The sequence below is a fragment of the Pseudomonas koreensis genome, from assembly GCF_012986595.1.
In the GTDB taxonomy this organism is placed as follows: Bacteria; Pseudomonadota; Gammaproteobacteria; order Pseudomonadales; family Pseudomonadaceae; genus Aquipseudomonas; species Aquipseudomonas koreensis.
Window position 1 is genome coordinate 198,407 of the sequence record NZ_JAAQYM010000004.1, and the last position, 12,444, is coordinate 210,850.

Consider the following 12,444-nt stretch of genomic DNA (forward strand, 5'->3'; position numbering starts at 1 on the left):
TCTTGAGGTCAGTTCGAAGCCTTCGCCTTGCCGGCACTCATCAGTACGACCACCGCCAGCAGCGCGGACAGGATCGAGCCCAGCAACACGCCAACCTTTACCGAATCAACCAGGTGCGGTGCGCCCGGGAACGCCAGTGCGCCAATGAACAGGCTCATGGTGAAGCCGATCCCGCAGAGCAGGGCGACGCCATACAGTTGCAGCCAGCTCGCGCTTTGCGGCAGTTGCGCCAGACCACTGCGAATCGCCAGTGCACCGAGGCCGAGGATGCCGATCTGCTTGCCGAACAACAGGCCCAGCGCGACGCCCAGCGGCACCGGCTCGAGCAGGTTGCTCGGGGAAATGCCGGCCAGCGACACGCCCGCGTTGGCGAAGCCGAAAATCGGCACCACGGCGAACGCCACCCACGGATGCATTTTTTCTTCGAGGTACAGCAGCGGCGAGTTGTGCTCGTCCTCCGGGTTACCCAGCGGGATGCACAGCGCCAGAATCACCCCGGCGAGGGTCGCGTGGATCCCCGATTGCAGCATGAAGAACCACAGGAAGGCGCCGGCGATCAGGTATGGCCAAAGCTTTCTGACCCCGCAGCGATTGAGGATCACCAGCAACGCAATCACTGCCAGTGACGCCAGCAGCATGCTCACCGACAGGCCACTGGTGTAGAAAATCGCGATGATCACCACCGCACCCAGATCATCCAGAATGGCCAGGGCCGAAAGGAAGATTTTCAGCGAGACGGGGACGCGCTTACCCAGTAGCGACAGCACGCCCAGGGCGAAGGCAATATCGGTGGCGGCGGGAATTGCCCAGCCGCTAAGGGTCTGTGGATTGCTCCAGTTGATCGCGACATAGATCAGCGCCGGCACCAGCATCCCGCCCAAAGCGGCGAAGCCCGGCAGCGCGCGCTGGCCCCAAGTCGACAACTGCCCGGCGAGCATTTCGCGTTTGATTTCCAGGCCCACCAGCATGAAGAAGATCGCCATCAGGCCATCGTTCACCCAATGCTCGATCGACAAGCCGGCGATCTTGATGTGCAGCGTCGAGAAGTACGTGGCGGCCCACGGCGAGTTGGCGATCAACAGCGCGGCAAGGGCAGCGGCCATCAGGATCAGGCCACCGGCAGATTCGGCGGCGAAGAAACGAGAGAGAAACGCCATCGCAGACGGCGAGCCCTGGCGGGCAGGGGCAGCATGCAGGCGTGACGGATCGTGGCTCATAGGCACGGCAACTCCGCGCGGCGGCCCGACCTGCGCTGAATTAAACCTGCCCTGCCGCGTTGTTGCGGTGGCACCCGGGCGGCATTTTACACAATAGGCGGGGGCTTGGGGGGAACGCGGGCGCAGTTTCGGCGCGGCCTCCAAGGAATGAATGGCCGGGCTTCGGTCCGCAGGTGTCGAACCTGAAGCTCGGCGCCGGGGTGAAAAACGTCTTCGACAAGCAGTATTTCACCGGTTCCAGCGACAAAAATCCGGGGATGTATGGCGGTGCGCCGCGGACATTCTTTGTCCAGGCCAGCCTGGATTTCTGATAACCCGGGACCCTGTGGCGAGGGAGCTTGCTCCCGCTGGACTGCGCAGCAGGCCCGATTTTTGTGTGCGCTTCGCAATCCGGCGGGAGCAAGCTCCCTCGCCACAATGATGGTGTTCAGACTTTGAGTGTTTTGCCGCCAATCGCCACGGCCACCAACAGCACCGCCATCAACCCGAAAGCAAAACTCAGACTGCTGGCGTGGGCGACAAAGCCGATCACCGCCGGCCCCGCCAGAATTCCCGCATAACCCAACGTGGTGATCGCCGGCACCGCGATGCTTTCCGGCATCACCGTCTGCTTGCCCACGGCGGTGTACAGCACCGGCACGATGTTCGAACAGCCGGCGCCGACCAGCGCATAACCCAGCAACGCCGCTTCCCAGCTCGGGGCGAAGGTCGCGAGAAACAGGCCAGCCGCCGCCAACAGGCCGCCGAACAGGATGATTCGCGTGGCACCGACACTGCGCACGATCCGGTCACCCATCAGGCGTCCGGCCGTCATGGTCAGGGCAAATGCGGCGTAACCCAACCCTGCGTACGCCGTGTCGATTCCGCGCTCCTGGGCGAGGAACACCGCGCTCCAGTCCAGCGCCGCGCCTTCGGTGAGGAACACGATGAAGCACATGCCGCCGATGAACAGCACGATGCCGTGGGGAATGGCAAATGCCGGGCCGGAGCTTTCACTGCCGTAGGGCAGCATGTGCGGCACGCACTTGAACAGCGCGCCGATCAATACCGCCACCACCACCAGCATTGCCGCCAGCGGCGTCAGGCCGAGGCCGAGCAGGGCGCTGACACCGGCCGCGCCGACAATCCCGCCGAGGCTGAACAGGCCATGAAAGCCGGACATCATGTTCTTGCCGCTGGCCCGTTCGACGATCACCGCTTGCAGGTTGACGGTCGAGTCCACGGTGCCCAAACCGGCGCCGAACATGAACAGCGTGGCGATCAGCGCCGGAATCGACGACACCGTCGCCAGCAACGGCAGCGCCGCGCAAATCAGCAGGGTGCCGCCGGTGGCCACTTTGCGGCAGCCGAAGCGCGTAGCGAGAATCCCCGCCAGCGGCATCGCCAGAATCGAACCGACCCCCAGGCATAACAACAGCAGGCCAAGCGTCCCTTCATCCAGCCCGGCCCGGGCCTTGGCGTACGGCACCAGCGGCGCCCACGCGGCAATGCCGAGGCCGGCGATGAAAAATGCGATGCGCGTCGACATCTGTTGCAGGCGTCCGGGGACGAAGGTGTCTTGGGGGTTGAGGCTGGTCATATCGATCCTTGGCAAAAAACATCGCGTCCCCCGAATGACCGTGATCGCGCGTCGAGGTTCGATCGCAGGTTCCGGGGGAGTGCAGCCGACATCCTAACCCGTAGGCGTTCGCCCGCTCGCGAAAACGGTGATTCGGGCAATGAATATGGCGACGGATTTACCGCCTTCGCGAGCAGGCTCGCTCCCACAGGGATCTGCGCATGACAGCAGATTTGTGAGCGCCCGCTATTTAATGTGGGAGCGAGCCTGCTCGCGAAAACGGTGGTTCAGGCGACATTTTTTAACCTGACACTGCGCTCTCGCGAGCAGGCTCACTCCTAAAGGGGATCGCGGTTTACAGTGATGGCTTCGACAAGGTGAGTGAGGCCGGTGATGACGCAGTTCTATGACGCGCGGGGTAATATTTATGGAGTGATTTCACCTGAGGCACTTCGCGCGGCGGGGATCGATTTGCCAATCAATGCCGCGCAGTGTGCGTTGTCGAGACAGGCGTGGAGCCAGGCAGCCATTGCCCTGTGTTGCGACTGGCCTGAGGGGCAGCGTCCAGAGCAGAGCAAATCCCACCGCAGCGACGGCCTGCTGATCGGCCCTTTTCAGTCTGCGCCACCGTTCGATGTACTCATCGTCAATACCGACGGCACCCTGGCTGAACGCAGCGGCAACGGCCTGACGATCTTTTCCCAATCCTTGCTGGAGCAGGGGCTGATGCCGGCGGAGGGGGCATTGCTGCGAGTGCATCACGACAAGGGTGACGCCGTGGAAACTTCGGTGAAACCGGCTGAAGTCGAAGCGGTGAAGGGTTTCTGGCTGGACCTCGGTCAACCGGGCTTCGGGCCTTCTGCAGTGAGTGCGCAGCAGGTTGAAAAACGCGTGTTCAACGGGAAGGACGTCAACCACGTAGGGCCACTGGCTCAGCTCAACCCGGCGTGGCAACACAGTCAGTTCGTGCGCATCGGCAATCCGCATTGCGTGACGTTGCTGACCGACGTCGCCGATCTGCCGAGCAACTCACAAATGCGCGAGTCGCCATGGGCCGAGGACCTGACCCGGATTGCTTATGCGATGCCCGCCGGCGCCGGTCAACCGTGTCCGGCGGGCGTCAATCTGCAATGGGCTGCGCGTCAATCAGCGCAATGCATCGTCGCCCGGGTGTTCGAGCGCGGGGAAGGGCCGACGGCGTCTTCCGGCACCAGTGCCAGTGCGGTGGCCTGTGCGGCGTGGGCGGTGGGCTGGGTGGCGAGCGGTGAAGTGCAGGTGGTGATGCCGGGCGGCACGGCGCCGGTGTTGCTCGAAGAAGAGCGCGGCGCGTTGGTGCGGGTCAGGCTGTTCGGTACGGCGCGATTGATGGGTTGAAACGGTAATCGCTTTCGCGAGCAGGCTCGCTCCCACAGGGGGCATGCTGTGCAACGGGGGACCGCGAGCAGGCTCAGTCTTGCAGGGCAACGCCTACCAAGGTGGGAGCGAGCCTGCTCGCGAAGGGGCCAGTCGAATCAGCTCACATCTGTACTGAACTCCACCACCGGCATCTGCCGCTTCATCAGCACCTTGCCGCCGCGAATCGAATACAGCGGCAGACCCTGGCTGCGGATCACTTCGTAATCGCTGTCCGCCGACAGAATCAGCAGGTTGGCCGGGCGGCCCGGCTCCAGGCCATAGCGCTCGCCCAGGTGCATGGCCCTGGCGCTGTTGTCGGTGACCAGGTCGAGTGCATTCTGCAGGTTGCGGTAACCGAGCATGTGGCAGATGTGCAGCCCGGCCTCCAGCACGCGCAGGATGTTGCCGTTGCCCAGCGGATACCACGGATCGACGATGGAATCCTGGCCGAAGCACACGTTCATTCCGGCTTCGAGCAGCTCGTTGACCCGGGTCACGCCACGGCGTTTGGGGAAGTTGTCGAAGCGCCCCTGCAGGTGGATGCTTTCGGTCGGGCAGGAGACAAAACTGATCCCGGAATGCCCGAGCAGGCGGAACAGCTTGGCGCAGTAGGCGTTGTCGTAAGAGCCCATCGCCGTGGTGTGGCTGGCGGTGACCCGTGCGCCCATGTCGCGGCTGCGCGCTTCTTCGGCGAGCACTTCTAGGAAGCGCGAATGCGGGTCGTCGGTTTCGTCACAGTGCACGTCCACCAGGCAACCGGTGCGTTCGGCCAGGTCCATCAGAAACTTCACCGAACTCACGCCCTGATCGCGGGTGTACTCGAAATGCGGAATGCCGCCGACCACATCGGCGCCCATGCGAATCGCTTCTTCCATCAGCTCGCGACCGTTGCGGAACGACTCGATGCCTTCCTGCGGGAACGCGACGATTTGCAGGTCGATCAGGTGCCGGCTCTGTTCGCGCACTTCGAGCATCGCCTTGAGCGCAGTGAGCTGCGGGTCGGTGACGTCGACGTGGGTGCGCACGTGCTGGATGCCATGGGCGGCCAGTGCCTGAATGGTTTTTTTGGCGCGGGTCCTGGTGTCTTCTTCGGTGATGGTGACCTTGCGCTCGCCCCAGCATTCGATGCCCTCGAACAGCGTGCCGCTCATGTTCCAGCGCGGCTCGCCGGCGGTGAGGGTGGCGTCGAGGTGGATGTGCGGTTCGACGAAGGGCGGCACCACCAGATTGCCGCCGGCATCGAGGTCGCCGGGGTGGAGGGACGGGGCTTCGGTCTGGCGGCCGATGCTGCGGATCAGGCCGTCTTCCAGGTGCAGTTCGTGTAAACCTTCCTGGTTGCGCAGTCGCGCGTTGATGATGTGCATCAGGCGAATCCTTCTTATAGGTCGTGTAGTGGCACGGTGGCGCGGCGGGCGCCGAGCAGGCCGGTGACGATGACATACGTTAGCGCGGCGGCGGCAATCCCTACCAGCGGCGCGACCCACGGCGAGTGGAACGCAGCGAGCGTGCCGACCGCGTAAGCCCCCAGTCCCGGCCAGTTGAACGCTGGCAGCCGCGCGTCGGCAAGACGCGGATAGCGCCCGCGCCAGCGGAAGAAAAAGTCAGCCATGATCACCCCGCCAATCGGCGGAATCACCGTGCCCAGCAGAATCAGGTACGGCACCAGCATGTCGTACATGCCCAGCAGGGCGAGCAGGGTGCCGATCACCGCGCCCGCCAGGGTCACGGTCTTGCGCCGCCCGGTGCGCAGCAGGTTGCAGCCGGCGACGGCGAAGTTGTAGATGGTGTTGTCCTGGGTGCTCCAGATATTCAGCAACAGCATCGCCATCGCGGCCATGGCGAAGCCTTGCAGCAGCAACACTTCCACCACGTCCGGCTGCTGATAGACGATCGCACCGTAGGCGCCGATCAGCACCATCAGGCCATTGCCGACGAAGAAGCCGATCAGGCTGGCCAGCACCGCCACCCGCGCCGAACGCGAGAAGCGTGTCCAGTTGGTGGCCTGGGTCGCGCCGCTGACGAAGGTGCCGAACACCAGAGTGATGGCGGTCGACCAGTCCAGTGATCCTGTCGGCACCACGCTGAGCAACCCTTCGAGGCCGCCGACTTTCACCGTGGCGACCCACATCGACAGCATCAGCAGCAACATCATCGCCGGCACCGCGATGTACGACAGGATCTCCAGGCCGCGATAACCGACGTACGCCGTGGCGCAGAACACCAGGCCGAACAGCACCATCAAACCGAGCACGGTGCCCTCATCGAGATCGAAGTATTTGCCGAGCACCACCGCGGCGGTCGCGGTACCCCAGGCGTACCAGCCGATCTGGGTGAAACCGAGGATCAGGTCGCTGAGTTTGCTGCCGACCTCACCGAAGCAGAATCGCCCCATCAGCACCGAATTGAGCCCGCTCTTGAAGGCGATATAACCCAGCCCCGCCGCATACAGACCGAGCAGCAGATTACCGACGATGATCACCGCCATCATCTCGCCGAAACTGAAGGCCACACCGAGCTTGCCGCCGGCAAACATGGTCGCGGTGAAAAACGTGAAACCGAGCAACACCATGGCGGTCGAGGCCAGGCCTTTGCGCGCGTGCATCGGGACTTCGCTGAGGGGGTAGTCGTTGCCGGGATCGTTCTGCGTCATGAGGCGTTCCTTGCTGAAGGGGAGGACGCGGGGGCGGTTGCAGTGGTCGTGCCAAATGCCGGTTATGGGGACTATGTATAGACGAGTTGTCAGCGATGGCTCGAAAGCGGTGCATCGGAATGCATCCAAGCCCCATATGGGAGCCCAAAAAGTCGGGCATAAAAAAACAGCCGCAAAGGCTGTTCTTTATTTTCCTGACCAAACACCATTTCCTGTAGGAGCTGCCGCAGGCTGCGATCTTTTGATTTTGATCTTAAAAAGCAAGATCAAAAGATCGCAGCCTTCGGCAGCTCCTACAAGGGAATTGGTGCTGAGTTACTCACCGCGATAGATGCAGCCGCTGGTGCAGGTTTCGTGAATGCGGATCGCGCTGAGTTCCGGCAGCAGTGGCTTCATTTCATTCCAGATGAATTTGGCCAGGACTTCGCTGGTCGGGTTTTCCAGGCCGGGAATGTCGTTCAGGTAGTTGTGGTCCAGACGCTCGTACAGCGGCTTGAAGATCGCCTTGATCTCGGAGAAATCGCGGATCCAGCCGGTGTGCGGATCGAGGTCGCCGCTCAGGTGAATCGCCACTTTGAACGAGTGACCGTGCAGGCGTCCGCACTTGTGGCCGTCCGGTACGTGCGGCAGGCGGTGGGCGGATTCGAAAGTAAATTCCTTGAAGATTTCCACAGTATTTTCGGCTCTGTTCAGGTGGCGTTCGCCGCAGCGATTCGGGCAGGCGGCGAGTTTACCAGCTTGTGTTTGGCGATGCGGGAAAACACTGACTAAAGGGTCAGCAAGCGCTCGGCGAGGCGACCGTTGGTGGTCAGTTCGAGAAACTCGTCGCCCAGTCGGCGGCTCTCGTCCATCGCCGCGTGCCAGTATTTCTGCCGGCTCGGCGCATCGCCCATGAAGCGTTTGAAATCGTTACGGTCCGGCAGTTTGCCGTAGGGCAGGCGCGCCAGGTATTCCTTGGACGGCGCGAGTAACAGCACGTCCTGCAAACGCTCGACCGAGGCGCGGCGCCAAGGCAGGGTCTTGTCGAACCAGCCGGGAATCACCCGGTCGGTGAAGTGCGGATAGAGCACGATGCCGTCGCCGCTGTAGGGCAGGTCGAGGTGATAGTCGAGCAGACCGCCATCGCGGAAGGTGCCAGCACCGGCGCCCGGCAGGTCGCGCACGCCTTCCATGACCATCGGGATCGAACCGGACGCCAGCAGCGCCTGACGCAGGTTGCCGGCATTGAGGGCGACGAAACGCGACGGGAAGTCATTCAGCGCATTGAGCGGCGGGGCGAGGCGCGGGTCGTGAATGATCAGGCGTTCGAAGTGCCGCGACAGCCGCGCGCGGCCGCGCAGGTTATCGGCGATCACCGAACCCAGTGCCAGGCCGAGGCGACCGCGGTGGTCGTCGGCCAGGCGGCCGTGGCTTTTGACCACCATGATGTTCAGGCGATAGTTGGCGTTGTTGAGGATGCTGGCGTCGCGGCCGTCGAGCAGGTCATTGAGCATGCGTTGCGAGCTCTGGCTGATCTCGGCCATGGTCACGCCCTTGTTGAAGTTCTGCTCGGCGTACAACTGGCCGAGTCGGCGGATGCCTTCGGCGGCATCCGGCAGGCAGGCACTGGCGAAGCGCCAGGAGCCAACCGAGGCGCCGATCAGCGAACGCTCACGCGGCGCGCTCGGCAGCCATTCGCCGAACAACGCCAGATCCAGCCCCTGAATCCCCAGCGCTTTCGGCCCACCGGCCGCCCCGGGCAGGGTGCCGACGTCAGCGGCGTGCAGGCCTTGGGCACGAATGCGCGCCATGGCCCGAGGGCCGGCCTTGAGGGTGAGGGCGGGAAACTTGATGTGGATGGCGGTCATACCGGTCTCGATCGTTAGCAAGCGAACAATTATAAGCACATGTTACCGATCCCTGTAGGAGCTGCCGCAGGCTGCGATCTTTTAATCTTGTTTTATAAGGCCAGAAGATCGAGCCTGCGGCAGCTCCTACAGGGGAAGAGTGTTGCGCTGGAGCAATGATGGCAATTCAGTTTCAGTTAAGTTCATCCCGCTAAGGTGCCCACCGTAAAGCAATACATAAAAATACGGAGACACCATGAAAACCCTGACTGCCCTGTCCATTGCCGCGATCATCGGCCTGACCGCCAGCCTCGCCCACGCCCGCGATCTCGGCCCCGATGAAGCCCTGCGCCTGCGCGACGCTGGTACTATCGTCTCCTTCGAGAAGCTCAACGCCACGGCACTGGCCAAACACCCGGGTTCGACCATCACCGATACCGAGCTGGAAGAGCAGTACGGCAAGTACATCTACCAGATCGAAATGCGTGACCCGCAAGGGCTGGAGTGGGATCTGGAATTGGACGCCGTGACGGGGCAAGTTCTCAAGGATCATCAGGATACGTAATGAAGGTTAATGTTCGCGCCAGCCGTAGTACGGCGTTGGCGCTGGTGATGTGTTGTTCGACGGCCATGGCCCGCGACCTGGGTCCGGACGAAGCACTCGATCTGCGCAAGCAGGGCGTGATCCTGCCGCTCGAGCAAGTGCTGCAGCAGGCGATGGACCGTTATCCCGGCGCAAAACTGCTGGAAGTCGAGCTGGAAGAAAAACACGACGTTTATATTTATGAAGTCGAGTTGCTGACCGTCGAGGGTGTCGCCCGGGAGCTGCACCTGAAGGCCGATACCGGCGAACTCGTGAAAGACAAGGAAGATTGACCGATGCGTTTGCTTCTGGTGGAAGACCATGTGCCGCTGGCCGACGAACTGCTCGCCGGCCTGCAACGCCAAGGCTATGCGGTGGATTGGCTGGCGGACGGCCGCGATGCGGTCTATCAGGGCAGCAGCGAGCCCTATGACCTGATCATCCTCGACCTCGGCCTGCCCGGTGTGCCCGGGCTGGAAGTGCTGGCGCAGTGGCGCGCCGCAGGCCTGGCGACCCCGGTGCTGATCCTTACCGCCCGTGACTCCTGGGCCGAGCGCATCGAGGGCTTGAAGGCCGGTGCCGACGATTACCTGACCAAACCGTTTCACCCCGAAGAGCTGCACCTGCGCGTGCAGTCGCTGTTGCGCCGCTCCAAGGGCCAGGCCAATCAGCCGACGCTCAAGGCAGCGGGCCTGCATCTGGATGAGGGTCGCCAGTGCGTGATGCGCGACGGCAGCGAGATTCAACTGACCGCCGCCGAATTCCGCCTGCTGCGCTATTTCATGCTGCACCCGGAGCAGATCCTGTCGAAAACCCACCTCGCCGAACACCTCTACGACGGCGAGACCGAGCGTGATTCCAACGTCCTCGAAGTCCACGTCAATCACCTTCGGCGCAAGCTGGGCAAAGCCGTGATCGAAACCCGTCGCGGCCAGGGTTACCTGTTCGGCGGGCAAGCTTCGTGAGGTCGATCCAGCGCCGCTTGAGCCTGGGGTTGATCAGCGTGATGGTGATCGTCGGCCTGGTGCTGGCGCAAACCAGCCTGTGGTTGTTCGAAGTCGGGTTGCAGCGTTACCTCGAAGCCGGCCTGCGCAACGACAGCGAAAGCCTGCTGGTCGCGTTGGTGCGTGGCCCGCAAGGTTTGCAACTGGATGAGCGGCACCTGTCGCCGGCCTATCAGCGACCGTTTTCCGGGCATTACTTCCGCATCGATTTTGCCGACAGCCACTGGCGTTCGCGTTCGCTGTGGGATCAGGATTTGCCGCTGCTCGAACATCCCGGCCTGCACAGCAACCTGCAACTGGGGCCGGACGGCCAGCAGTTGCTGGTATTGCGCTCGGACTATCGACGGCTGGGGCAGTCGATCTCGATCAGCGTTGCTCAGGATTACACCCCGGTGCGCGAGAGCTTCCAGCGCATGCGTCAGATCGGCCTCGGTCTGGGGCTGGCGGGTTTGCTGCTGATTCTGCTGCTGCAACGCATCACCGTGCGCCGCGCCTTGAAGCCGCTGGAACGCGCCCGCGAGCAGATCGCGCAGTTGCAGCAAGGCCAGCGTTCACAACTGGACGATCAGGTGCCGGTGGAGCTGGAGCCGCTGGTGGCGCAGATCAACCATTTGCTCGCCCACACCGAAGACAGCCTCAAGCGCTCACGCAATGCGCTGGGCAATCTGGGCCATGCCTTGAAAACACCGCTGGCGGTGCTGTTGAGCCTGGCGTCGAGCGAAAAACTTGATGGCCATCCCGAGTTGCGCAAGATCCTCAAGGAACAACTGGAACAGGTGCAGCAGCGGCTCAATCGCGAACTGAACCGCGCGCGCCTGTCCGGTGATGCGCTGCCCGGTGCGCTGTTCGACTGTGACGCGGAACTGCCGGGCCTGCTGGCGACGCTGAACATGATCCATGGCGAGCATCTGCAGTTGAGCTACGTCGCGCCGTCGGGGCTGCAATTGCCGTGGGATCGTGAGGACCTGCTGGAGCTGCTCGGCAACCTGCTGGACAACGCCTGCAAATGGGCGGACGCCGAGGTGCGCCTGAGTGTGATCGAGCGCAGCGATGGTTTTGCCTTCAGCGTGGAGGATGACGGCCCGGGGATTCCCGCAGAGCAGCGTGCTCAGGTGTTCAGCCGGGGCACGCGGCTGGATGAACAGACTCACGGGCATGGTTTGGGGCTGGGGATTGTCCGGGATATCGTCGAAACGTGGGGTGGGTTGCTGGTGTTGGGCGAGAGCGAGTGGGGCGGGTTGAAGGTGGTGATCGAGTTGCCACGCCGCTAATCCCAGTAGGAGCTGCCGCAGGCTGCGATCTTTTGACTTTGGATTTTTAAAAAACAAGATCAAAAAAGATCGCAGCCTGCGGCAGCTCCTACAGTGAAATAGCGGGGAGCTGTCAGACCCGGAACTGATCCATCAAACTCTGCTGCTGATTCGCCAGGCTGTTCAGCGACTGGCTCACCCGCGCCGACTCATTGGCCTGCCCGGACAGCGATTCGGTCACGTCACGAATGGTCGCCACGTTGTTGTTGATCTCCTCGGCCACCGCGCTCTGTTCTTCCGCTGCACTGGCGATCTGCAGGTTCATGTCGCTGATCACCGTCACCGCATCGCCGATCTGGCGCAGTGCGGTCACCGCTTGCCCGACCTGCTCGACACTGCCCTGAGCCTGACGATGGCTGTTGCCCATCGAACCGACCACGTCCTGGGTACCGGTCTGCAATTGTTCGATCACCTGACGGGTTTCTTCCACCGACTCTTGGGTACGGCGGGCGAGGTTGCGCACTTCGTCGGCAACCACGGCAAAACCGCGACCGGCTTCACCGGCACGCGCCGCTTCAATCGCGGCATTGAGCGCCAGCAGGTTGGTCTGTTCGGCGATGGCGCGGATGGTTTCCAGCACGGTGCCGATCTTCTCGCTGTTGGCGGCCAGGCCTTCGACCTGGACCATCGCCGCGTTCATGTCGGCGGCGAGGGCGTCGATGCTCGCGGTGGTGCGGTCGATCACGGTCAGGCCCTGACGGGTGGCGCGATCGGCGTCCTTGGCCGCTTCCGCCGCTTGCGCAGCGCTACGGGCGACGTCCTGGGCGGTGGCACTCATCTCGTGGGACGCGGTGGCGACTTGATCGACCTGACGGTATTGCTGCTCCATGCCGGCGCTGGTCTGGGTGGCAATGGCCGAAGACTGGTCGGCGGTGTTGCGCGCGTCCTGCACCGAGCGTTT

Annotated in this window: 12 protein-coding genes and 1 pseudogene; 6 read left to right on the top strand and 7 right to left on the bottom strand. The window is 62.9% G+C overall.

What is annotated here, in order from left to right:
* Positions 1 to 8 precede the first annotated feature (8 nt).
* Positions 9 to 1,217: a Na+/H+ antiporter NhaA gene (gene nhaA, locus HBN98_RS13870; protein ID WP_083366418.1), complete on the bottom strand. Its 1,209-nt coding sequence runs from the start codon at positions 1,215 to 1,217 to the stop codon at positions 9 to 11.
* 161 nt (positions 1,218 to 1,378) lie between these two features.
* Between nhaA and HBN98_RS13875 the strand changes: the two are divergent.
* Positions 1,379 to 1,528: pseudogene (locus HBN98_RS13875) on the top strand (hypothetical protein); the annotation flags it as partial.
* A gap of 116 nt (positions 1,529 to 1,644) precedes the next feature.
* On the opposite strand, the gene HBN98_RS13880 reads toward HBN98_RS13875, so the two are convergent.
* The gene (locus tag HBN98_RS13880; protein ID WP_064586851.1) at positions 1,645 to 2,796 is read right to left on the bottom strand and encodes an MFS transporter; all 1,152 of its coding nucleotides are present in this window, start codon (positions 2,794 to 2,796) and stop codon (positions 1,645 to 1,647) included.
* Between the two features lie 372 nt (positions 2,797 to 3,168).
* On the opposite strand from HBN98_RS13880, the gene HBN98_RS13885 reads away from it, so the two are divergent.
* Positions 3,169 to 4,149: a diaminopimelate epimerase gene (locus HBN98_RS13885; RefSeq protein WP_083366416.1), complete on the top strand. Its 981-nt coding sequence runs from the start codon at positions 3,169 to 3,171 to the stop codon at positions 4,147 to 4,149.
* Between the two features lie 137 nt (positions 4,150 to 4,286).
* Here HBN98_RS13885 and codA read toward each other — a convergent pair whose 3' ends face one another.
* The 4 genes from codA to HBN98_RS13905 form a co-directional block, all read right to left on the bottom strand.
* Positions 4,287 to 5,534, bottom strand: coding sequence for a cytosine deaminase (gene codA, locus HBN98_RS13890; RefSeq protein WP_083366415.1), 1,248 nt, complete (start codon positions 5,532 to 5,534; stop codon positions 4,287 to 4,289).
* A gap of 14 nt (positions 5,535 to 5,548) precedes the next feature.
* Positions 5,549 to 6,820, bottom strand: coding sequence for a cytosine permease (codB, locus tag HBN98_RS13895; protein ID WP_083366414.1), 1,272 nt, complete (start codon positions 6,818 to 6,820; stop codon positions 5,549 to 5,551).
* Positions 6,821 to 7,135: 315 nt separating this feature from the next.
* Positions 7,136 to 7,492, bottom strand: a complete 357-nt coding sequence (gene queD / locus HBN98_RS13900; protein WP_003223505.1) for a 6-carboxytetrahydropterin synthase QueD — start codon at positions 7,490 to 7,492, stop codon at positions 7,136 to 7,138.
* Between the two features lie 95 nt (positions 7,493 to 7,587).
* Positions 7,588 to 8,667, bottom strand: a complete 1,080-nt coding sequence (locus HBN98_RS13905; RefSeq protein ID WP_083366413.1) for a patatin-like phospholipase family protein — start codon at positions 8,665 to 8,667, stop codon at positions 7,588 to 7,590.
* Positions 8,668 to 8,902: 235 nt separating this feature from the next.
* Between HBN98_RS13905 and HBN98_RS13910 the strand changes: the two genes are divergently transcribed.
* The 4 genes from HBN98_RS13910 to HBN98_RS13925 are packed head-to-tail and all read left to right on the top strand — an operon-like array spanning position 8,903 to position 11,504.
* The gene (locus tag HBN98_RS13910; RefSeq protein WP_083366412.1) at positions 8,903 to 9,211 is read left to right on the top strand and encodes a PepSY domain-containing protein; all 309 of its coding nucleotides are present in this window, start codon (positions 8,903 to 8,905) and stop codon (positions 9,209 to 9,211) included.
* Positions 9,211 to 9,522, top strand: coding sequence for a PepSY domain-containing protein (locus HBN98_RS13915; RefSeq protein WP_083366411.1), 312 nt, complete (start codon positions 9,211 to 9,213; stop codon positions 9,520 to 9,522). The genes HBN98_RS13910 and HBN98_RS13915 overlap by 1 nt, the downstream gene beginning before the upstream one ends.
* 3 nt (positions 9,523 to 9,525) lie before the next feature.
* Positions 9,526 to 10,194 (top strand): response regulator transcription factor, encoded by a 669-nt coding sequence (locus tag HBN98_RS13920; protein WP_083366410.1) that lies wholly within the window; start codon positions 9,526 to 9,528, stop codon positions 10,192 to 10,194.
* Entirely contained in the window at positions 10,191 to 11,504 is a 1,314-nt protein-coding gene (locus HBN98_RS13925) for a sensor histidine kinase (protein ID WP_083366409.1), read from the top strand. Before HBN98_RS13920 ends, HBN98_RS13925 begins: the two co-directional genes overlap by 4 nt.
* A gap of 112 nt (positions 11,505 to 11,616) precedes the next feature.
* On the opposite strand, the gene HBN98_RS28260 is transcribed toward HBN98_RS13925, so the two are convergent.
* The gene (locus HBN98_RS28260; protein WP_401275013.1) at positions 11,617 to 12,372 is read right to left on the bottom strand and encodes a methyl-accepting chemotaxis protein; all 756 of its coding nucleotides are present in this window, start codon (positions 12,370 to 12,372) and stop codon (positions 11,617 to 11,619) included.
* Between the last annotated feature and the right edge of the window lie 72 nt (positions 12,373 to 12,444).